Annotated in this window: 21 protein-coding genes and 2 pseudogenes; 15 read left to right on the top strand and 8 right to left on the bottom strand. The window is 68.3% G+C overall.

Going from position 1 to position 21,214, the window contains the following annotated elements; all coding sequences use genetic code 11:
* Position 1 precedes the first annotated feature (1 nt).
* Entirely contained in the window at positions 2 to 823 is an 822-nt protein-coding gene (locus tag LNW71_RS20695) for a class E sortase (protein ID WP_250969592.1), read from the bottom strand.
* 78 nt (positions 824 to 901) lie between these two features.
* On the opposite strand from LNW71_RS20695, the gene LNW71_RS20690 reads away from it, so the two are divergent.
* The 4 genes from LNW71_RS20690 (at position 902) to LNW71_RS20675 (ending at position 6,479) form a co-directional block, all read left to right on the top strand.
* A complete protein-coding gene (locus LNW71_RS20690; protein ID WP_250969591.1) occupies positions 902 to 1,906 on the top strand; it encodes an SEC-C domain-containing protein in 1,005 nt (334 codons plus the stop codon).
* Positions 1,907 to 1,996: 90 nt separating this feature from the next.
* Positions 1,997 to 2,476 (top strand): GNAT family N-acetyltransferase, encoded by a 480-nt coding sequence (locus LNW71_RS20685; RefSeq protein ID WP_250969590.1) that lies wholly within the window; start codon positions 1,997 to 1,999, stop codon positions 2,474 to 2,476.
* A 140-nt stretch (positions 2,477 to 2,616) separates the two neighbouring features.
* Complete coding sequence (locus LNW71_RS20680; protein WP_250969589.1) at positions 2,617 to 3,183, top strand: hypothetical protein; 567 nt, start codon at positions 2,617 to 2,619, stop codon at positions 3,181 to 3,183.
* Between the two features lie 152 nt (positions 3,184 to 3,335).
* Complete coding sequence (locus LNW71_RS20675; protein ID WP_250969588.1) at positions 3,336 to 6,479, top strand: DEAD/DEAH box helicase; 3,144 nt, start codon at positions 3,336 to 3,338, stop codon at positions 6,477 to 6,479.
* Positions 6,480 to 6,487: 8 nt separating this feature from the next.
* On the opposite strand, the gene LNW71_RS20670 is transcribed toward LNW71_RS20675, so the two are convergent.
* The gene (locus LNW71_RS20670) at positions 6,488 to 7,411 is read right to left on the bottom strand and encodes a YDG/SRA domain-containing protein (RefSeq protein WP_250969587.1); all 924 of its coding nucleotides are present in this window, start codon (positions 7,409 to 7,411) and stop codon (positions 6,488 to 6,490) included.
* Positions 7,412 to 7,528: 117 nt separating this feature from the next.
* The gene (locus tag LNW71_RS20665; protein ID WP_308294507.1) at positions 7,529 to 7,984 is read right to left on the bottom strand and encodes a hypothetical protein; all 456 of its coding nucleotides are present in this window, start codon (positions 7,982 to 7,984) and stop codon (positions 7,529 to 7,531) included.
* Between the two features lie 411 nt (positions 7,985 to 8,395).
* Between LNW71_RS20665 and LNW71_RS20660 the strand changes: the two genes are divergently transcribed.
* Together LNW71_RS20660 and LNW71_RS20655 are read left to right on the top strand one after the other, a co-directional pair.
* A complete protein-coding gene (locus LNW71_RS20660) occupies positions 8,396 to 9,241 on the top strand; it encodes a helix-turn-helix transcriptional regulator (protein WP_250969586.1) in 846 nt (281 codons plus the stop codon).
* On the top strand, positions 9,241 to 9,444 hold the full coding sequence (locus tag LNW71_RS20655) for a DUF397 domain-containing protein (protein ID WP_250969585.1): 204 nt from the start codon (positions 9,241 to 9,243) through the stop codon (positions 9,442 to 9,444). Before LNW71_RS20660 ends, LNW71_RS20655 begins: the two co-directional genes overlap by 1 nt.
* A gap of 129 nt (positions 9,445 to 9,573) precedes the next feature.
* Here LNW71_RS20655 and LNW71_RS20650 read toward each other — a convergent pair whose 3' ends face one another.
* A complete protein-coding gene (locus LNW71_RS20650; RefSeq protein WP_250969584.1) occupies positions 9,574 to 10,128 on the bottom strand; it encodes a DUF4232 domain-containing protein in 555 nt (184 codons plus the stop codon).
* Between the two features lie 413 nt (positions 10,129 to 10,541).
* Between LNW71_RS20650 and LNW71_RS20645 the strand changes: the two genes are divergently transcribed.
* The 3 genes from LNW71_RS20645 (at position 10,542) to LNW71_RS20635 (ending at position 12,262) form a co-directional block, all read left to right on the top strand.
* Positions 10,542 to 10,745: a hypothetical protein gene (locus LNW71_RS20645; RefSeq protein ID WP_250969583.1), complete on the top strand. Its 204-nt coding sequence runs from the start codon at positions 10,542 to 10,544 to the stop codon at positions 10,743 to 10,745.
* 41 nt (positions 10,746 to 10,786) lie between these two features.
* The gene (locus LNW71_RS20640; protein ID WP_250969582.1) at positions 10,787 to 11,605 is read left to right on the top strand and encodes an SMI1/KNR4 family protein; all 819 of its coding nucleotides are present in this window, start codon (positions 10,787 to 10,789) and stop codon (positions 11,603 to 11,605) included.
* Positions 11,606 to 11,857: 252 nt separating this feature from the next.
* Positions 11,858 to 12,262: a hypothetical protein gene (locus LNW71_RS20635; protein ID WP_250969581.1), complete on the top strand. Its 405-nt coding sequence runs from the start codon at positions 11,858 to 11,860 to the stop codon at positions 12,260 to 12,262.
* 65 nt (positions 12,263 to 12,327) lie between these two features.
* Here the strand turns inward: LNW71_RS20635 and LNW71_RS20630 are convergent.
* Positions 12,328 to 12,486, bottom strand: a pseudogene (locus LNW71_RS20630) (aldo/keto reductase); the annotation flags it as partial.
* A gap of 268 nt (positions 12,487 to 12,754) precedes the next feature.
* On the opposite strand from LNW71_RS20630, the gene LNW71_RS20625 reads away from it, so the two are divergent.
* The gene (locus LNW71_RS20625) at positions 12,755 to 14,434 is read left to right on the top strand and encodes a cellulase family glycosylhydrolase (protein WP_374119434.1); all 1,680 of its coding nucleotides are present in this window, start codon (positions 12,755 to 12,757) and stop codon (positions 14,432 to 14,434) included.
* Positions 14,435 to 14,713: 279 nt separating this feature from the next.
* Positions 14,714 to 15,514: an alpha/beta fold hydrolase gene (locus LNW71_RS20620; RefSeq protein ID WP_250969580.1), complete on the top strand. Its 801-nt coding sequence runs from the start codon at positions 14,714 to 14,716 to the stop codon at positions 15,512 to 15,514.
* 50 nt (positions 15,515 to 15,564) lie between these two features.
* Here the strand turns inward: LNW71_RS20620 and LNW71_RS20615 are convergent, their stop codons facing one another.
* Positions 15,565 to 16,164 carry a dihydrofolate reductase family protein gene (locus LNW71_RS20615; protein WP_250972078.1) on the bottom strand — a complete coding sequence of 200 codons (600 nt, stop codon included), beginning with the start codon at positions 16,162 to 16,164 and terminating at the stop codon, positions 15,565 to 15,567.
* Between the two features lie 253 nt (positions 16,165 to 16,417).
* Positions 16,418 to 17,005, bottom strand: a complete 588-nt coding sequence (locus LNW71_RS20610; RefSeq protein WP_250969579.1) for a TetR family transcriptional regulator — start codon at positions 17,003 to 17,005, stop codon at positions 16,418 to 16,420.
* 95 nt (positions 17,006 to 17,100) lie between these two features.
* Between LNW71_RS20610 and LNW71_RS20605 the strand changes: the two are divergent.
* Together LNW71_RS20605 and LNW71_RS20600 are read left to right on the top strand one after the other, a co-directional pair.
* Positions 17,101 to 18,143 (top strand): annotated as a pseudogene (locus LNW71_RS20605) (NAD(P)-dependent alcohol dehydrogenase).
* Between the two features lie 356 nt (positions 18,144 to 18,499).
* Positions 18,500 to 19,747: an MFS transporter gene (locus tag LNW71_RS20600; RefSeq protein ID WP_250969578.1), complete on the top strand. Its 1,248-nt coding sequence runs from the start codon at positions 18,500 to 18,502 to the stop codon at positions 19,745 to 19,747.
* Positions 19,748 to 19,800: 53 nt separating this feature from the next.
* Here LNW71_RS20600 and LNW71_RS20595 read toward each other — a convergent pair whose 3' ends face one another.
* Positions 19,801 to 20,361 carry an AAA family ATPase gene (locus LNW71_RS20595; RefSeq protein ID WP_250969577.1) on the bottom strand — a complete coding sequence of 187 codons (561 nt, stop codon included), beginning with the start codon at positions 20,359 to 20,361 and terminating at the stop codon, positions 19,801 to 19,803.
* Between the two features lie 150 nt (positions 20,362 to 20,511).
* On the opposite strand from LNW71_RS20595, the gene LNW71_RS36995 reads away from it, so the two are divergent.
* Entirely contained in the window at positions 20,512 to 20,646 is a 135-nt protein-coding gene (locus LNW71_RS36995; RefSeq protein WP_374119433.1) for a hypothetical protein, read from the top strand.
* A 61-nt stretch (positions 20,647 to 20,707) separates the two neighbouring features.
* A complete protein-coding gene (locus LNW71_RS20585; protein ID WP_250969576.1) occupies positions 20,708 to 21,205 on the top strand; it encodes an N-acetyltransferase in 498 nt (165 codons plus the stop codon).
* Positions 21,206 to 21,214 lie beyond the last annotated feature (9 nt).

The following is a 21,214-nucleotide window of genomic DNA, read 5'->3' as shown; positions in this document are numbered from 1 at the left end:
GCTACCTCCCCCGCACATCTGTCAGTTTCCCCCACACCACCAGCCGGTACCGGGAGGTGAACTCGGGCGTGCACGTCGTCAACGTCACATAGGACCCGGCCGCCCGGTAGCCGACGTACGGCCTCACATTGCTGCGCGGCACGGCGGCCACGACCCCGCTGTCCCCCGCACCGGTCCGGTCGAGGGTCTTGTCGACGGTGTACGTGTACACGGCGTCCCGGGTCTCGACGGTGATCCGGTCGCCGCGGCGCAGCCGGTTGATGTAGCGGAACGGCTCTCCGTGGGTGTTGCGGTGCCCGGCGAGCGCGAAGTTCCCGGAGCCGCCGGGCTGCGCGGTGCGGGGGTAGTGGCCGACGTACCCCTTGTCGAGGACGCCGCGCTTGCTGATGCCCTGGGCGACGGGTGCGGTGAGTCCGATGCGCGGGATCCGGATGACGGCGTACGCCTGGGACCTGCGGGGCGCACGGGCAGTGGTGTCCGCAGCCGGGGAGGAGCCGCCGCCCTTGTCCGCGTCGCCGGCTCCCACCGCGGGACTGCCGCCCTGCGCGCCCTCATCCGCCCCACCCCCACTTCCGCCCTCGTCCCCAGCCGCCGGTTCCGGCGCCGGCTCCCCCCAGTCCCGCTGCAGGGCCTGCACGGTGTGGGCTGCGCCGGCCCGGGCCTGCCGGTTGGTCCACCACAGCTGGTGGGCGACGAGCAGCAGCAGGACGACGCCGAGGGTCATCACCAGCTCGGCGCTCGTCCACAGCCCGCGCGCGGCCAGCCGCCGTCCGCGCGGGTCGTGCTGCACCACCACCGGTATCCGCTCACGCACGGCCCGCACGATAGGGCCAAGCCCCGTAACTCTCCAGAGCCGGAACAACTCTCCGTCCCGAGGCCCTACAGCAGTACGGTGTGGTTCATGCGCCCCGACACGCCTGCCGACCACACCACCGAAGCCGAGCGCCTGCTGCGCACCGCGGCGCAGTACCCCGAGGACCACGAGCCCCTGCTCCTCCAGGCGGCGGCCCACCTGGAACTCGCGGGCGACCGCGCCCGTGCCACGACGCTCTACGACGAACTGCTCAGCAACCCCGACACCGAGCACCCCCACCTGGTGAAGGCGCTCAACGCCGCCAACCTGTGGGAGTACGGCCACGAGGCGGAGGCCCGCGCGATCATCGACGGCATCCGCGCGGCCGGCCCGCTGGAAGCGGCGCCCTGGGAGATCGCGGCGGAGACCCTGGAGGCCCACGACGAGCTCGAAGCGGCCCACGACTACTTCTCCACCGCCCTCACCCTGCTCATCGCGCCGGGCGAGGAAGTCCCCTATGCCACCCAGTCACTGCTGACCGGCCGCCACCGGGTACGCCGCCTGATGGGCGTCCGGCACGACGCCTGGGACGAGCTGGCCGACGCCCTGCACACGTCGGCCGTCCCGCTGGACGAGCTCCACGACCCGAAGCGGCTGTGGGCGCTGGGCTCCTCGGACCCGGGCGAGCTGCGGGCCGAGATCACCCGTCTCCGCGCGGAACTGGGCACGTACCGCACGGCCCTGTCCCGGCCGTTCCCGGTGGCGGTCCTGCACTGGCCGGAGAGCGAACTGAGCGAACTCCTCACCGCCTACCCGAGCCTCGGCAGCGAGTACGCCTCCCACCCGGACCACCTGGCCCGCCTGGAGGCGGCCCTGCGCGACCTCCACGCGACGGGCACCCCGAACCTCGGCATCGTGACGGGCACGGTCCCGTCGTACGAGGCGTTCGCCGCCTCCGAGGCCGCCTCCCCGGCCGACCCGGACCTGCTCCCCCAGTACGCCACGACCCTCGCGGCCCGCGGCCGCGCGGTCCCCTGGCCCCCGGCAAGGAGCGCGGCCTGCTGGTGCGGCACGGGGCGGCCCTACCGGGACTGCCACGGGGGCGCGCTGTAGGTCAGGCGGGGGGGCGGCCCCGCACCCCCCGCCCAACCCCCTCCCCATAACCGGTGTCGGCGGGCCGGGCACGCTGCGTACGCTGCAGCCATGCCCGAACTTCAGCGCCTGCACCCCGACCACGCCCCGGCCCTGCTGGCCTTCGAGCAGGAGAACCGCGCCTTCTTCGCCGCCTCCGTACCGGACCGCGGCGACGACTACTTCACCCACTTCGCCGCCCGCCACGCGGCCCGCCTGGCCGAACAGGCAACCGGGGCCTGCCACTTCCACCTGCTGGTGGCGGAGGACGGCGAGATACTGGGCCGCTTCAACCTGGTGGACGCCGCGAACGGCACGGCCGACCTGGGCTTCCGCCTGGCCGAGAAGGCCACGGGGCGCGGCCTGGCAACGGAGGCGGTCCGCAACCTCTTCACGCTGTGCACGACGACCTACGCCCTGACGACGCTGCGCGCGGCGGCCACCCTCACCAACACGGCCTCCCGGTCGGTCCTGACCCGGACGGGGTTCGTCCCGACGGGCGAGGAGGTGCTGCTTTCCGGGGAGCGGGGGTGGAGTATGTGCGGGAGTTGACTCGCTTGGCATAGAGAGTGAGTCGCCCAGGTCTGAGCAACTGGCTACTGCCTCGGTCTGGGCGATAGCCAGCCAGTTGCCATCGCCGCGCCCTGCCCGACAGCTGTGTTCCGTGCTTGCAGACCCGCCACAATGACGGGATGGATCCGACCACACAGTTGGCGCTGATGGGAGTCGCAGGAACGGTACTCGGTACCCTCGTGGGCGCAGGCGGAGCCGTGCGCGCTGCGGGAATCAGCACCCGGGGACAGTCGACGCTCGAAGACCACAAGTCCCGGAGAGCTGCGTACAACGCCTGCACGACGGCGCTACTCGTACGTCGCGATGCCATATCTGCCCTGATGGACGGCATGCGCTCAGGATATCTGGATGTCGAGTCGGCGAAGGTGAAACTGCAGCTGGTTCAGGCGATGCGCAGCGACGTTATGCGTACCCTCGGCGCAGTAGTCGTCGAAGGCCCGCAGTGGCCAGCCGCCACAGCCGAAGGCGCCGCCAAGCACCTCGATGTATGGCTGGACGGCTTGGCCTACTGGATCGCTGAAGGCATGCCTGAACGCATGCGTGAGCGTGATCAGTGGGGTAACCGCGAACAAGACCGCCTGCTCACGGAGCTGGAACTGGAGCGGTTCTGGACAGCGTGCCGCCAAGTACTGCATCCGAAAGAGCATCGGCCGGTCCGACGCTATCTACACAGTCGAAGGAGATAGCCAGGCGGTGCCTGGCGCGACGGGGGCTGCCCTGGGACCCTCGCGGTCCGGCGGCATGGAGCGGCGTGATCGAGGACACTCAACCCGCCGACATTGTCAGCTTCCCTTGATACAACTGCGTGCATCGGTAGTGCGATGAGGGGGACTACGCCATGCCCAGGGAACTTCAAGAAGACGCCGCACCCGTTGCCGGGCTGTATGAAACTCTGATCACCCGTCGGCTCGAAGAGCGTATGAAGCAGCTCAACGCTGCGGGCTGGCGCGCCATCGATGAAGTCGTGGGAGGCGAGTCCACGCCTCATGTTTTGTCCCGTCACATTGCGAGCGTCGTGCGTCGAGTGCTTCAAGGACTGACGCCTGCAGAGCAAGTACTTGCCGCAAACCACATCCTGGAATCCCTCAATACCCTTGAAGGTGCGACTGAGTGGGTGGACTTGGTCGTCGATGGCCCGCGACAGCTTCTCGCCGTTGCGGAACATGAGGCGCCTGGTGTCTATGCCATCCGTCCCGCCACCCCACTCTCCGAGACCGCGCTCATCACCAACTCCCCCGAAGACCCAAGCTTGGGCTTCGAGCTACGCGCTGAACTGGCCACGGCAGACCGCGTAGACCTGCTGTGCGCCTTCGTGAAATGGCACGGTCTGCGCGTACTCGAACAATCATTGACATCGGCTCGCGATCGCGGCGTTCCCATCAGGGTCCTCACGACGACGTACATCGGTGCCACAGAGCGTCGCGCCCTGGACCGATTGGTTCGCGAGTTCGGCGCTGAAGTAAAGGTCAATTACGAGCTCCGCTCGACTCGCCTGCACGCCAAGGCATGGCTCTTCCGCCGCGGGAGCGGCTTCGACACTGCGTACGTCGGTAGTTCCAACCTGTCGAAGGCAGCACTCCTCGATGGCCTCGAATGGAACGTACGGCTGTCGTCCATTGCGACTCCCTCAGTCCTTCGCAAGTTCGAGGCAACCTTCGACGCCTACTGGAGCGAGCGCTCCTTTGAGACGTACGACCCCGATAGCGACGCACAGCGACTGGACGAAGCCCTCTCCCACGCCGGCGGTGCCTCCGGCCCGCAGGGGCGCAATATCATCACACTGTCCGGGCTGGAGGTCCGCCCGTACCCCCACCAGCGCGACATGCTGGAACGTCTTGAAGTCGAGCGCACCGTCCACGGCTGGAACCGCAATCTGCTCGTCGCCGCCACCGGTACAGGCAAGACCGTGATGGCAGCCCTGGACTACAAGCACCTGCGACAGAAGCTAGGACGAGACCCCCGTCTGCTCTTCGTGGCCCATCGCAAGGAGATCCTGGAGCAATCTCTGCGCGTCTACCAGAACGTGCTGGTCGATGCGAACTTCGGTGAGCTCTTCTACGGCGGCGAAGTCCCCGACAACTGGGACCACATCTTCGCGAGCGTTCAGTCCCTCAACGCACGTGCTTTGGAGCGTCTCGCCCCAGACCACTTCGACGTCATCGTGATCGATGAGTTCCATCACGGAACGTCACCGACCTATAGACGGATCGTCGATCACTTCACTCCGCGAGAGCTGCTGGGTCTCACTGCCACCCCCGAGCGGATGGACGGGCAAAACGTCCAAGACCAGTACTTCGACGGCCGCATCGCAGCAGAGATGCGACTCTGGGAAGCACTGGAGAATGAGCTCCTGAGTCCGTTCCACTACTTCGGAATCACCGACAACACTGACCTGAGCGCCGTCACCTGGAAGCGGGGAACGTACGACACAGGGGCCCTCAGCAACCTCTTCACGGGGAACGACGCCCGGGCCAGGTTGGTCGTCAAGGCGGTGAAGGACAAGGTCACAGACCCGGGGGCGATGCGCGCCCTAGGCTTCTGTGTCTCAGTGGCACATGCCCAGTTCATGGCCGACTTCTTCCGACGCGCAGGCCTCAACGCCGTGGCACTGTCCGGTGAATCCAAGCCTTACGAGCGCAAATCGGCACTTGACGAGCTTCGCGCCGGTGCACTCCAAGTCATCTTCTCCGTAGACCTGTTCAATGAAGGGCTCGACATCCCAGATGTCGACACGCTGCTCCTCCTCCGGCCGACCTCAAGCGCCACAGTCTTCCTTCAGCAGCTGGGGCGCGGCCTCCGCCGCACGGAGGACAAGGCCGTGCTCACGGTCCTCGACTTCATCGGCCAGCACCGCAAGGAATTCCGCTTCGAGGAGCAGTTCCGCGCCCTGACCAACCTCACGCGGAACCGTCTGCTGACAAACATTGAGCACGACTTCCCGCAACTTCCCTCCGGTTGCCAGATCATCCTTGAGCCCAAAGCCAGGGCGTTGATCATCGACAACATCCGCAGCCAGATCGGGGTCAACGTCACCCAGCTGGCCCGCGAGGTAGCGAGCTACGCGGAGCTACGGCTTGCGGACTATCTCAAGGAGAGCGGTCGAGAGCTCAAAGAGCTCTACCGCAGCAACGGGAACTCCTGGACGGGCCTTCTACGCCGAGCGAAGCTCCTCAACACGACCGCACCCGATGGCGAGGAAGCACTCCTCAAGCGAGTGTCGGCTTTCCTCCACGTAGATGACCCTGGACGCGTCTCGGCATACACCAAGCTACTCATCGACGATGCCCTCACATACGACCAGTTGACGGCTCAGGAACAGGCGTACGCCCGCATGTTCTTCTTCTCCCTGTGGCCGTTGGGCGGCGACTTTACGAGCTACCAAGAGGGCTTCGAGGCCCTGCACGCCCAGCACGCGTTCCGAGACGAGCTTCGCCAGGTCCTGGCCCACGCCCTCAGCCTGGCGGACCACCTGCCCATCCCGCTGCTCGGTGCGCACGCCGGTCTGCCCCTGGCAGTTCATGCCTCGTACAGCCGCGAAGAAATCCTCCCCGCGCTGGGCCAGTCCACCGTGGGCGGCTTCATGCCCGGACACTTCCGAGAAGGCGTGAAATGGTGCGAGAACATCCGGACGGATGCCCTTCTCATCACTCTAGAAAAGGACGAGAAAGACTTCTCCCCGGAGACGCGTTACAAGGACTACGCCTTGAACGAGTCCCGGTTTCACTGGGAATCTCAGAACCAGACGTCGGAGACGTCCCCGACGGGTATCCGTTACCAGACCCACAAGGAGAACGGCACTCACGTGCTCCTCTTCGTCCGACGCTACAAGAAGACAGACATCGGCGGTCCACAGCCATGGATGCTGCTGGGGCCCGCCGAGTACGTCACGCACAAGGGCAGCAAGCCCATGGGAATCACCTGGACGCTCCGCCACGAGGTGCCTGCGGACGTGTTGACGTACTCGGCGATCGCCGCGATCTAACCCTTCACCTAAATATCGTCAGATCGATCCGCCCACCGAGTGCGGTGTTGACGTATAGACGCCCGGTCGATTCTGTGTTCAGGTTCCACATAGAGGTCGCCAAGAACCTCCCGACTAAGAGCATCCACAACCTTGAAGTCGTCTGTAATAAGACGTGCGCCATTATCAAATAGCACGTGACAATTCGGGCAAAGACAAAGAATATTACTTCGCATGTCACGACCACCATGCGGCCTACCGAGCGCATGTATGTGGGCACCCTCGCTATACCTGGCGCCGTTAATGTCTACCACTACAGGGATGCGACACATCTGACAGGTGTTGCCGTAGAGAGACTTTATAGCGCGCGCCTCCGCGGTGTTACGCACACGCCGCTGGGTACTCACGTACCTGGCAGCCACCCGCTCCAACGGTGTCAGCACTTCCTCCACAACAGCGATGCCCTCGGCGTCGGAATCCCAACGCTCGCCGGCCACCGCCTTAGCCAAGCGAAACTGCCACATGAGATGCCCACGATCAGTCCGCACACTCCAGTACCCCTCGATGAGATAGAGACCGCGGTACGTGTAACCCCCCGTGGCCTTACCTCTCTTGATTCCCAGACCGCGCACATATCGGATGGGCAGCCCCTCCCGATAGTTGATCAACATCCCTTGATTTACCCCGGATAGCTCCTGATTCGCCGTGAGTCGTCCATCCTTGTCAGGACTCCCACCCTGTGCCGTATAGACAATGACGTCGCCCAGATCCTCGTCGTCGGCATAGCCACCACTGGCGACGATGGAGTCGACGCCCTCGTGCGCCGTGCCAGAGATACCTCGACCTCGGAACCTGTGCACATCAGCGGCATAGAGGGCATCGTGCGTGCGAAACTGCTGCCCCTCTCGCACGCTAGGAGGCGGGCCAAAATAAATGGGCTTCGAGGGCGACATGCGAACATGCTGCCGATTCCCTGGCTCCGATCAACGCCTCCGACCGATCATGGCTCGTTCTCAACGGAAGGTGCCCCAAAGCAGCCACCTCGGCAAGACCGTGGGCGCGCGAGGCAGCTACGACGAAGTGACGTCCTCGGCTTCCACCCCGGCTTCGAAATGGAGGTGCGCACGGTCGAGTGCCTCGTCCGTGTCGAAGCCGTGCGCCCTCAACCAGTGGAGAAGGTCAGCAACCAGCCCCGTCGCAGCTTCGGCTGCTTCCATGACACTCAACGGTTCGCGGGGCGGCGACCCCGCCCTCACCTTGAGCCCACACAGGCCGAGAAGTGCCTCAACCTTCGCTACCTGCGTACCGCCCACATGACCGTCGGCCGTCTGCAGATCCGTGGCGAGTTCGCACCAGGTGATTTTGGAATCTCCGCGAAGGATGACCCCCCAACGAACAGCGACTCCGTCCACCAGCGCCATGCCACGGCCTTGCTCCGTCAGGCCAGCCGTTTTGACGAGCGTCGGCAACGTCCGCCCATCGGAGTCACTCACTTCGATACGCAGAAGGCTCCCCTTCATGCTCACCGCCAGACAAGTAGGCGTGCCCGCACCTACATGCTTGATGACGTTACTGACGAGCTCAGTTACACAAACCTGAGCCGAGTGGACTACCGAGGGGAGCCCCCAAAGCCCAAGGTGAAGGCGCATCACTCGACGTAGGCCGGCAAGCTCCTCCGCCTCCGCAAGGAACGGAAGCTCCCACCTCTTCCTCTCGACGCCAAAGCGACACCCGCTCATCACGCTCACCCCTCCCTCATCCAGACGGTCACCCAACGTATCCCCCCCCATAGCGTGACAGTGAAACTCTCAATATGGAACTCTCACAGCAACTCACGGGAAGCACGCAAGTCAACGCGCGCCCCCGTTGTGCGCCGTCTTACCTGCGAGACTCGACACCGCGCACCCTCTCGGAGACCGACTCGAAGGGCCCAAGACATGCCAGTTGGACCGACCACCCGCAGGCGTCAGCTCGGAGCCGATCTACGCCGTCTCCGCGACGCCACGGGCCTCACCTTGGAGGAGGCCGGCGCTCGGGTTGGTATTTCCAAAGCCACGTTGAGTCGGTACGAGACGAAGGAAGGCGCAGTCAAGTGGCCTGCCGTCGACGCTCTGTGCCGCCAGTACGGTGCCTCGGAACAGGAGAGAGAGTCCCTTGTCGAGCTCGCCAAGGGCGCCCGGATTCAAGGCTGGTGGCGCTCCCTCGCCGATCCGATCCCAGAATCCATGAATCTCATGCTCACCCTCGAGGACGAGGTGGTGAGTGAGGATCACTACGCGTGCATGTACGTTCCGGGCCTGCTTCAAACTCGGCGGTACGCCGAGGCAGTCCACCGCGCCTCAGAGATGAGATGCGCCGACCAAGAGATCAACCACATGGTCGACATCCGAATGAAGCGTCAGGAACTTCTCACTAGGGATGAGCCTCCACACCTCTGGGCAGTGATTGATGAGGCAGTCATTCGACGGATGGTCGGAGGGCGGTCCGTCATGCAGGAGCAGCTGAAACACCTGGTCGACATCTCGACCCGGCCCAACATCACCGTGCAGATCCTCCCGTTCGCGGCGGGCGCGCACGCAGCGGCCGTGGGCAGCTTCGTCGTCTTGGGCGGATCCGTGCCCGAACTCGACGTCGTGTATGTGGACATCATCGGCGGCGGCCTGTTCATGGAGAAGCCGCAGGAACTCGAACGCTATAAGTTGGCGTTCGAGTACCTGCGCGCGCAGGCGCTGGATCTCCAGTCGTCCGCAGCGCTCCTGATCCAAGTCTGCGAGGAGCTGTGATGGGTCACGAAGACGCCCGATGGTTCAAGTCGTCGTACAGCGGTGGCAGCGGCACGGAGTGTGTAGAAGTTGCCGGCCTCGGCACGTCTGTCGGCGTCAGGGACTCGAAACAGCCCGCGGGACCGTACATCGCTTTGTGCGGCAGGGCTTGGGCAGATTTCGTAGCTTCCCTCCACCCCGCGGACGACAGCTGCAGGTCCTGATCAGCAGGCAGGAAGTCGAACAGCTCTGCCGGTACTCCACAGCCGTCTACCCGTCGAGGATGTGCCCCGGTCGGGGGTGACGTTGGAGCCCCCCTGCGGACCGGGCGCGGCTCCCCCGGTCCAGGTCCGTCACTTCGACATGATGAAGTCCAGGGCCATGCCGGACGCAGTCGTCCAGTAGGTGACGAGCTGGCCGTCGTCCGCGTACAGCGTGTTTACGGGCATCGGGACGTCGATCGGTTTGCTCGCGTCGCTGCCGGGTTTGCTGCCCTGGAGGCGGAGGGTGATGCTCTTCGCCTCGTACTCGTCCCTGGCGCCGCCGCTGACGAGCAGCGCGGCGTGGGCCTCCTCGCCCGGGGCTATGGTGACGGGCTTCCCCGGGTCGGAGTCGCTTTCCTTGATCACGGGCACCGTGGTCCTGGCGTCGGCGCCGAGTCTTACGTGGGGGTAGTGGTAGAGGTTGCACTTCTTGTCGCCGGCATTCTGGACGGTGATGAGGAGGTGCCGGGCCTCCTTGCTGTCCGCGGGCTCCTTCGTGGCGGAGACCCCGAGGTCGGCCTGGGTGCAGGCCGCGATGGTGCTCTTGTCTGCGCTGTCGCTGTTGCCGCCGGTGGCGGCAGAAGTGCCGGCCGGATTCGGCGACGGGGTCTCACTCGACTTCGCCGAGCTCGTTGCGCTCGGCACGGCCGAGGGCTTGGAGTCGTCCGAGTTGTCGGCCGCGCTCGGCTCGCATGCCGTGGACGCGAGCAGCGCGGCGACCGCCGCAGCGCCGAGGGCGTAGGACTTCCAGCCTCTGGGCTCTTGTGGTTCTTGCAGGCAGGAGTGTTCATGGTGTTCCCCCGTGGTCAGCCGTACGCGGCCGTGTGCGGCAGCCTCCGGCTCTCGATTTCGAGCAGAGTGTGCACCAGGAACCACCCTCAACAAACTTGCCCTGTAGGTCTGTTACCGATCGAGTACAGGCATGGGACGGTCTCCTCCGGAAATCCACAGACGTGACCGGCCGAGCATGGCGCGCGGCCGTCTCGGCCGTTCGGAACGCCTGCTTCACGGCTCGTAACCTGGTCGATTCCGGCGCGGATGACGCCTACCCTGCCCGCATGGCCCATGGGGACTTCAAGACTGCGTACGTTTCCCTGCCTTGGCGGATCCCGTACGACCGGCGCCGGGAGCGGGGCGACGAGGCAGCGCGGATGCGTTCGGCGGTGTGCGGTGCGGGCGCGAGTTCGCTCGCGGGCGGCGATGTCCGCGGGAGCTGCCGCGGCAGCCTCGGCCTGGCATGCGTAGTGGGTGACCCGATGTGACCGGGTGGAGCAGCCTGGCGCGACTCGTCACGCCACCCGCCGTGCCCATCGACGCCTGCGGGGACTGGACCGCGGCCGAGTCCGCGATCGGCACCCGGCTGCCCAGTGACTACAAGTGGCTGGTCAGCACGTATGGATGGGGTGAGTTCTGCGACTTCCTCCACCTTCGTACGCCGTTCGGCGCGAGCGAGTACAACGGCGTGGAGTGGCAGCGCGGACAGCTGACGGGATCGCCTGAGCGGGACAGGGAGCGCTACCCGTATCCGCTGCGCCCCGAGCCGGGCGCTCTGCTGATCTGGGGCACCACCATCGACGCCGACCGGCTGTGCTGGCTCACGGACGGAACGCCCGGGGAATGGCCCGTCGTGGTGTGGAGCAGCGAGGGCCGGTACGAGACGCATCGGATGGGCGCGGCCGAGTTCGTCGAGGGCTGGTCCGGTGGACGCGTCAGCTCCGGCCTTCTCGGAGACATGGAGCCGGACCTGGGGCCGTGGTTCAGCGCGTTCCGTCCGCGCATCCACCGGTGTCTCCGGCTGTCCGAGGGTTCCCTGCCCCACTCCGAGCGCCTTCGGCTCCTCCGCGCGGCGCTGGCACCCACCGCGGACCGGGGCTCTTGGCGGTCGGAGCACAACGAGATGGGACAGGACCATTTCGCGACCGTCGACACCGACTGGCTGCTCACCTACGACGCGTCCCGCCCACACCAGATCCGGATCGGCTTCCCGCCCGAAGACACGGAGCAGGTCCGGCGGAGTCTCTTCGCTACCGTGCGGCTCATGGGATGCCGGGTTCTGGAGGTCACGACCGGGGCCGGAGTCTCCTTGCCGGTCTGGGACGCGGTCACGGACGAGGGCGAGTAGCCCGTCGGCGCGAACGGCGCACGGGCCCGCTCACGCCGCCCGCTTTCACGTGGGCAGCCAGTCGGCGGTGCCATGTGGGCTGTCTTCTCCAGGCTCGTGGACGGCCCTCTTAAGGTTCGTGGACGGCCTACTCCAGGCTCATGAGCGGCCCTCTCCGGACTCGTGGACGGACCAGTCCGGGCTGGTGGACGGCCGGCCCTGGCGCTGCGATGTCCGACGGGCGTTGTCACACCCTCCTCGTACGCTCACGCCATGAGCGTTTCTCTCTACTACGGCGCCCGGCGCGCGACGCCGGTGACCGAGGCCGAGGCCGCGTCGGTCGAGCGCATCGTCGCCGCCCACCTGGCGTCCTTCCCGTACGACGACCAGGAGAGCCTGTATCTGTATCCGCCGGCTGACCGGGAGCCCGACGAGATCCTCGACGGGTCCACGAAGCTGCCGCTCGCTCCCGATCAGCTGCTGACGGTGATGACCCATGTGCTGGACTCCGTGACCGCATTGCGGCGCGCGCTGCCAGGAGCCGAGTGGCACGTGCACATGGATGACCTCGACATCCCGTGGGACGCGGCGGAGGGGTACGCCCTGCCGGGGATGCGGGACCCGGCCCTCATAGCGGAACTCTCCGGAGGGTGGGACGGGGCCGGCACCGACGTCTGAGAGCGAGCGACGTCTGAGAGCGAGCGAAGGCGCCCGTGCGGGGAGCCATCCCGCGAGAGCGGGGCTCAGTTGCCCACGCCGAGGCCCGACATGAAGGCGGACGGGTAGCGGTCGCCGCGTGCCGCGCCCGGCGGCACCGCCTTCTCGATCTCGGCGAGTTCGTCCGTGGAGAGGGTCAGCTCCATCGCCGGCAGCGCCTCGGCCAGCCGCTCGCGGGTGCGGGCGGGGCCGCCGCCCCGGTGAGGCAGCAGTCGGCCCGCGAAACCCCGGCAGACACGGCCTGTTCGTGGCGCAACCCGCCCAACTCACTGCACACATAGCCCTGTTCGCGGCGTGCAGTCCACCCCGCCGCGCTCCCCACCCCGTCCGATCTCTTGACGTGCTCCTGACTGAGTGGCTTCATGGGAGCGCGCAGAATGGGAGCGCTCCCATGAAGCCATGGAACGTCTGTCGATGCTCAGTTTCTTGATTCGTCCACCTCCTGGAGCCGCAGTGAGAACAGCAAGAAGCACAGCGAGAAGCACAGCGAGAAGCACAGCAGGCAAGAGTCCCGTCGCCGTCCTCCTGACCGTACTGACCACCCTCCTCGGGCTCCTCGCCCTCGGCGGCCTCGCCCCGGCACAGGCCGCCTCCCCCGCCGCCACCGGCCTCCACATCAGCAACGGCCGCCTGCTCGAAGGCAACGGCGACGACTTCGTCATGCGCGGGGTCAACCACGCCCACGCCTGGTACCCCGGCGAGACCCAGTCACTGGCCGACATCAAGACGACCGGCGCCAACACCGTCCGCGTCGTCCTCTCCGACGGCTACCGCTGGAGCAGGAACAGCCCGGAGGACGTGGCCGCCGTCATCGCCCAGTGCAAGGCCAACCGGCTCATCTGCGTACTGGAGGTGCACGACACCACCGGATACGGCGAGGACTCCGCGGCCGGCACGCTGGATCACGCCGCCGAGTACTGGATCAGCCTGAAGGACGTGCTCGCCGGCCAGGAGGGCTACGTCGTCATCAACATCGGCAACGAGCCCTGGGGCAACACCGACCCCGCCGGCTGGACCGCCCCCACGACCGCGGCGATCAAGAAGCTGCGTGCCGCCGGACTCGCGCACACGATCATGGTGGACGCGCCCAACTGGGGGCAGGACTGGCAGGGCGTCATGCGCGACAACGCGCAGGCGGTCTACGACGCCGACACCACCGGCAACCTGATCTTCTCGATCCACATGTACAGCGTCTACAACACCGCCGGGAAGGTCACCGACTACCTGCACGCCTTCGTCGATGCCGGACTCCCGCTGGTCATAGGTGAGTTCGGTGGCCCCGCCGACCAGTACGGCGACCCCGACGAGGACACCATGATGGCCACCGCCGAGCAGCTGAAGCTCGGCTACATCGCCTGGTCCTGGAGCGGCAACACCGACCCGATCCTCGACCTGACGATCGACTTCGACCCCACCCGGCTCAGCTCCTGGGGCGAGCGCATCTTCCACGGGGCGAACGGCATCGCCCAGACGTCACGCGAGGCCACCGTCTTCGGCGGCGCCGTCGAGGACACCGAGGCCCCGACCGCCCCCGGCGCCCCCACCGCCTCCGCCGTGACGGACACCTCCGCCACCCTGAGCTGGAGTGCCGCCACCGACAACGTTGCCGTCGCAGGTTACGACGTCGTACGTGTCAGTGGGCAGTCGGAGACCTCGGTCGCCGCCACCGCCACGAACTCCGTCGCGGTGACCGGCCTCAGTGCCAAGACCGCGTACACCTTCGCGGTCTACGCGCGCGACGCGGCCGGGAACCGTTCGGCACGCTCGGCCACGGTGGCCGTCACCACGGACGAGGGCGGAACCACGCCGGGCGTGGGCTGCTCCGTCGGCTACCGCGTCGTCGGTGAGTGGCCGGGCGGCTTCCAGGGGGAGATCACCATCCGCAACACCGGCACCACGGCCATCGATGGCTGGACCCTGGGCTTCGGCTTCGCCAACGGCCAGACCGTCACCAACATGTGGGGCGGAATCCCCGCGCAGACCGGCGGCACGGTGAGCGTCACCCCCGCCTCGTACACCTCCACGATCGCCGCCAAGGGCTCGGTCACCGTCGGCTTCACCGCCGCCCGGAGCGGTACGAACGCGGTGCCGACCGCGTTCACGCTCAGCGGCGCCGGCTGCGCCGCGGCCTGAGACGTCGGGCCTGAGACGTCGGAGCGGAGAGTTCGGTCTGACACGTCCGTCTGACGCAGCGTCTCAACGCCGGCCGGCAGGGGCCATCGCCTCTCGCCGGTCGGTGCGCGTGCAGGCGTACGTGAGCGCACGGATGCGGGACCACTCGCATGCGTAAGTGCACAGATGGCGCCCGGCGGTTCGCGGTTCGCGGTTCGCGCGGCGAATACTGCGGTGCCTCGCAGCGGCTCGTACGGCATGATCTGGGCCTGCGGCAGATCATGAGAGCTGGGGTTCCGCATGGCCTGGTCCGAGTGCGTAGTGGTGCGAGACGGTGTCCGGCTTGTCTGCCGGGACTGGGGCGGGCCGGGGCAGCCCGTGATCCTGCTGCACGGCCTGGCGGGGCACGCCGGGGAATGGGATGCGGTGGCCCGGCTGCTGAGCCCCCGCCTTCGGATCGTCGCGGTCGACCAACGCGGGCACGGAGCCGGCGAACGTCATCCGCAGGACGTCTCCCGCGCCGCCTACGTCTCCGACGTCATCGCCGTCGCCGACCAGCTGGAGCTGCGGCGCCCCGTCCTCGTCGGCCAGTCCATGGGCGGCCACACCGCGATGCTCACTGCCGCCGACCACCCCGAGCGAGTGCGCGCGCTGGTGCTCGTCGAGGCCGGGCCGGCCAAGTGGGACCCGAACAGCGCGCAGAAGATCGGCATTGGGCTCGACACCTGGCCGGTGCCGTTCACCTCGCGCGAGGCTGCCGTCCGGTTCCACGGCGGCGGACCGGTCGGTGAGGGGTGGGCGGCCGGGCTGGAGGAGCGCGACGGCGGCTGGTGGCCGCGCTTCGACCGGGACGTGATGGTCGGCTCGGTGGCCGAGTGCGCCAGGCGCCCCTACTGGGACGATTGGCGCGCGGTCACGTGTCCGACCCTGGTCGTCCTGGGTCAGTCCGGCTTCGTTCCCGCACAGGAGGCCGACGACATGCTGCGTCGGCGCCCCGCCGCCACTGCCGTCAGCATTCCGGGGACCGGCCACGATGTGCACCTGGAACGTCCGGACGCGCTGCACGCCCTGATCTCGGGGTTCCTCGACGGGCTCACCTGAAGGGTCCCACCGCCCCAGCCGGCGCCGGCACGCTGCTCGGCTTCGGCGCTCTAGTCGTTGGCGGCGCGGTCGTACGTAAGGAACACCACCCCGCTGCCGAGGACCGTGTGGTCCGTGAGTGTCCAGCTCTGCGGGTCGAACGTGGCCTTGCGGGAGAAGAGCGGTATGCCGGCGCCGATGGTCAGCGGGCTCTGCTTGATGACCAGCCTGTCGATCTCGGAGTAGAGCGAGGCCGCCAGCTCGGCGCCGCCGACCAGCCAGATGTCCTTGCCCTCCTCATCCTTCAGCTCCTTGACCCGCGCCACCGGGTCGGCGGCTACGACTTCCACCGCGGGGTCCGGGCTCTCGCCGAGCGTGCGGGAGAAGACGATGTGCCTCAGGTGCGGGTAGGCGTCGGTGAGGCCGGCCTTGAGGCCGATCTCGTAGGACCGCCGTCCTTCGAGGACGGTGTCGAAGCGGGTGCCCTCCGCCGTGATGGAGAGCGCGGTACGGGCCGGGCCCGGCAGGGTCTCCGGATACTCGGCGATCAGGTGCCCGACGTAGTCCTCCGGAATCGGCCAGAAGCCGTCCGGCCCGCTGGGGTCGGCGCCGTCCGGGCCTGCGATGAAGCCGTCGAGGGTGGAGGCGATGAAGTACACGAGCTTGCGCACGAAGGGCCTTTCGTCCATCGGTCGACCGCCATGGACCGACGGTCCTCGGCGGTCATGATCAAGCAGACCGACGAGCCGCGCAACGGGAATCACGGCTTCCGCGTGACGGAGGAGCAACTCCTCAACTGCGTTGATCCGGCCGCCCGGTACGGCTACTCCGTCCGACCGCCCGGCCCCACCGCTCCGTCCGGCCGCCCGGCGCCGCCGCCCGGTCCGGCCGCCGGGCCGCTCTCCGATTGCCCGAACCGGCGCGTCAGCCGGCCGTCATGGCACGACGCACGCTCTCGCGGAGCAGGGCGCGGCGCCGGTCGTGCAGCTCTTCGGGCTCGTCGGCGGTTGCGGCGTAGACGTTGCTGACCGGCGACCAGGCCATGGACATGGCGATCACCATGGCCATCAGGCCGAAGGGGTCGCCCTCGCGGACCAAGCCGGCGGCCTGCGCCTCGCCGATGGCGCGCAGCTTGCCGTCGTCGAGGCGGTCGGGGTCGTCCACCAGGTGACCGGCCGGGCGTCGCTCCAGGCGCGCCCACGTCGCCAGCCTGATGAGGTCCGGGCGACGGAGGTACTCGTCGTAGAGCCGCACGGCCCAGTCGGCGAGGTCGGTGGCGTCGATCGGTGCGACGTTGACGATCCGCTCCAGGGAGCCGAAGAAGATGGCGTCGAAGAGCCCTTCCTTGCTGCCGAAGTAGCTGTAGAGCTGCGCCTTGTTGGAGCGGGCTCCAGCCACGATCCGTTCGATGCGGGCTCCGGCGATCCCGTGCTCCGCGAACTCCTGGGTCGCCACCTCGATCATGCGCCGGTACGTCGCCGCTCCACGCGGGGTCAGGGGCTGCTCGATCATGCCGCCACCCTACCAAACAGAACAGTTGGTTTGCCTGGCGTCCCGTCGGCGCCTACTCTGCAATAGACCGAACAGTCTGTCTGTAGGGAGTCGACATGAGGACCACCGTGGGATGGCAGGCGGAAGGGACCGCGCACGGCTTGCGGCGGGCCCGGCTGGAACGGCGCGAACTGCGCGCGGACGACCTCGCGGTCCGCGTGGACTACTGCGGCGTCTGCCACACCGATCTGCACGCGGTCGAAAGCCGGGACGGTGCCGCGGACCCGCCGTTGGTTCCGGGCCATGAGTTCACCGGCGTGGTGACCGCGACGGGGACGGGATCACCCGCTTCGCCGTCGGTGACCCGGTGGCGGTGGGCAACATCGTCGACTCCTGCGGCGAGTGCGCCATGTGTCTGGCCGGCCAGGAGAACTTCTGCCACGCCTTCCCGACCCTGACCTACGGCGGCACCGACCGGCAGGACGGGTCGGCCACCCTGGGCGCCTTCTCCCGCGAGTACGTCGTACGCGACCGGTTCGCCTATCCGCTGCCCGCGGGCCTGGACCCGGCCGCCGCCGCGCCGCTCCTCTGCGCGGGGATCACCGTCTGGGAACCCCTGCGCGCTCTCGGCGTGAGCCCGGGGACCCGGGTGGCCGTGGCGGGACTGGGTGGGCTGGGCCACCTCGCGGTCAAGTTCGCCGTGGCGCTGGGCGCCGAGACCACTGTTCTGAGCCGCTCCGCGGACAAGGCCGACGACGCGCGGCGGCTGGGCGCGCAGGGCTTTGTCGTGTCCGGCGACCCGGAGCAGATGGCCGGGGCCCGCGACCGGTTCGACGTCGTCATCGACACCATCTCCGCCCCGCACCCCCTCGGCCCCTACCTGGGTCTGGTGGCCATGGACGGCACGCTCAGCCACCTCGGGCACCTGGGCCCCGTCACGGTGGAGACCATGGACCTGCTCGTCGGCCGTAAGAAGCTCAGCTCGGCAGGCAGCGGCGGCAGGCCCGCGACCGCCGCGATGCTGGAGTTCTGCGCCGCGCACGGCATCACCGCCGATGTCGAGGTGCTCCCCTCGGCGCGGGTGAACGAGGCCTTCGACCGCCTCCGTCGCAACGAGGCCCACTACCGCTTCGTGCTCGACATGTCCGATCTGGACTGACCGGCGGGGCACGCACGCCCCGCCCGGCAGGTCCGGGCAAGCCTGGCGAGATCACCGGACGACCGCATCGCACCACACCGCACCGCACCCCACCGCACCCAGGCGGTCCCGTCCCGGCGTCGCGACGGTCCCGTCCCGGCGTCGCGATACGCTCGCAACGGCCTGCCGACCGGGCGCACGGCATCGGGATCCGCCCCGGCTACCTGGCGCCCTCACCACCCCTGAGCCCTCATGCCACAACCAATGGTTGTTGCTACCAAGCGGTCCAGTTGTTTGATTCGCACCCCTTGTGCTGGCTTTGATATCCCTGATCAACGTCAGGTTGTACAGATGCGGCTGCGAAGGGTGTGCCCTGCATGGGAGCGAGACGGTCGCTGGGACGCCCTTTCGGCTGGCTCTGGGCCTCCTACTCGGTCAGCGCGTTCGGCACCCGGATCGCGTTCGACGCCTTCCCCCTCATCGCGATCCTCGTGCTGCACGCCGGCCCGACGGAGGTGTCGGTCCTGGCTGCCGCCGGGCTGGCGGTGGGGGCGGCGGTCGCGGTGCCGCTCGGCCCGTGGGTGGACTTCCGCCGCAAGCGGCCGGTGATGGTCGCGATGGACCTGGTCCGGTTCGCGGCGCTGATGACCATCCCTCTCGCGTACGCGCTCGGCCTGCTCGGTTTCGTCCAGCTGCTGGCCGTGTCGGTGATCGTCGCGGCGGCCGACATCACCTTCGGCGCCGCCGCCGGCGCGAACCTGAAGTCGCTCGTACGCCCCGAGGACCTCGTCGTCGCCAACGGCAGGTTCGAGTCCACGAGCTGGACCGCCACCATGCTCGGACCGCCGCTGGGGGGAGCCGCGATCGGGCTGTTCGGCCCGGTGACGACGGTGGTGGCCGACGCGGTCAGCTATCTGCTCTCGGCCGCGGGAATCCGCGCGATCGGCGGTACGGAGTCACTCCCCGTGCGGGCCGACGCGCGGACCCGGCTCCGGGCCGGGGACCTGCTCGACGGGTGGCGGTCGATCCTGGCCAGCCCGGCGCTGCGGCCGCTCTTCTTCAACACCGTTCTGGTCAGTGGCCTGATCATGGCGATCGCACCACTGCTCGCCGTCCTCATGCTGAACCATCTCGGGTTCTCACCCTGGCAGTACGGCCTCGCCTTCGCGGTGCCGTGCGTGGGCGGCCTGATCGGCTCGCGGCTGGCCGGTGGCCTGGTCACCCGGTTCGGCCGGCACAGGGTGATGCTCACCACCGGGACCCTTCGGGCGTGCTGGCTGCTCGGGCTGGCCTTCGTCCGCCCGGGCCCGGCGGGGCTGGTGCTCGTCATGGCCGTGGAGCTCGGGCTGATCACGTGCATGGGCGTCTTCACCCCGGTGTTCGCCGCCTACCGGCTGGAACAGACCGATCCGGAACGCGTCGCGCGCACCCTGTCCGCCTGGTCGGTCACCAGCAAGGCGACCATCGCGGCAATGACCGCGCTGTGGGGCCTGCTGGGCGGGCTCACCAGCCCCCGCGCCGCGATCGTGATCGCGGGCGTCCTCATGCTGGCCACGCCGCTGCTCCTCCCGCGCCGCGAACGTACGGCCGAGCACGAGGGCGACGCGGCGCGCAGCCGTGCGTGACGGGACGCGTGCCGGCCCCTGCCTTGCGGGCGGACCGGCCGGCTTCCCGCAGCTCAGCCGGCCGACACCCGAGCTTCGGGGAGCCGGTCGAGGATCGCTGTGACCGTCTCCTGCGGGGTCTGCCGCGACGTGTCCAGCCAGAGCCCCACGCGTGGCGTCTCCTCGCGAAGGGCGCGGTCGAGGGCCTCGACCGTCCAGATGCCGTATCCGTCCTTCGGCCGCCGGGCCTCCCTGCTCCGGACCGATTCGGGTGAGGGTGCCAGGACGACGACGTACAGCGGGCGCGTGAGCACCCTGGCGACGTACTCGGTCAGATCCGGCCCCAGGACGATGTCCTGCACGACCGCCGTCCAGCCGCTGCGCGCGTATTCGTCGGCCACCATCGCGGACAGGCGGTACCGCAGGTCCAGTTGGGCGGCGGCCTCGGCGGTCGCCTCCGGCAGCAGCTCCTCGCGGCCCGCGACCACCATCCGGCGAAACGCGTCACCGCGTACGTGAGCCGCCCGGGGCAGCCGTTCGGCCAGCAGCTGGGCCACCGTGGACTTGCCGGCGGCCATCACCCCGGTGATGAGGACCACGGCGGAGTCCAACTCGGCACGTGACTCGGTATCCATGGCGCACCTCTCGTCGAGCATCGGCAGATTCGCCCAGACCCCCGACCGGGGCGCGCTGCCGCAGCTGTACGCGGCCACGGCACCGGGTGTGGAGGGCGGCGAGTTCATGAAACGGGACGGCATGGGCGAGCTGCGCGAGGGCCGGACGGCATGGGCGAGCTGCGCGGCGGACTCACGCGGGTGGAGCTGTCCGCCGGGGCGGCCGACGCCGCGACCGGCCGAGGGCTGTGGGAGCTCTCGGAGCGGGCCACGGGGGTGCGGTTCGTGTTCCCCACGACCGTCTGAGATCGTCGCCCGCCATGCGGAACCGGGGGCTGTCCGCCGGGTCACTTGTAGCCTCGGCCCCATGAGTTGGCTCCCTGACGATTTCGTCCACCCCGTCTCCGTACCCGTACCCGGCACCGCGCTCCACCTGCGGCCGATCCGGGAGGCGGACACCTCGCTCGATTACCCCGCCGTGATGGGCTCCCGGGACCGGCTGTGGGAGATCTTCGGGCCGGCCTGGGCCTGGCCCAGTGAGACGATGACACATGAGGAGGACCGGGTCGACCTGCTGCGGCACGAGCGGGAGATAGCCGCGCACCAGTCGTTCAACTACGCGCTGCTGGACGAGGCGGAGACCGCGATCCTCGGCTGCGTCTACATCGATCCGCCCGAGCGCACCGGCTCCGACGGCGAGATCGCGTGGTGGGTGGTGGACGACCTCGTCGACAGCGAGGCGGAACGTGCCCTCGACGCGCTGGTGCCGCAGTGGATCGCCGCCGACTGGCCCTTCGGGCAGCCCCGGTACCTGGGGCGCGACATCAGCTGGCAGGACTGGCTCGCGCTGCCGCGCGCCGCCTGACCGATCCGG

The organism is Streptomyces sp. RKAG290 (assembly GCF_023701695.1).
Classification (GTDB): Bacteria; Actinomycetota; Actinomycetes; order Streptomycetales; family Streptomycetaceae; genus Streptomyces.
This window is presented reverse-complemented; position numbering and strand designations above follow the sequence as displayed.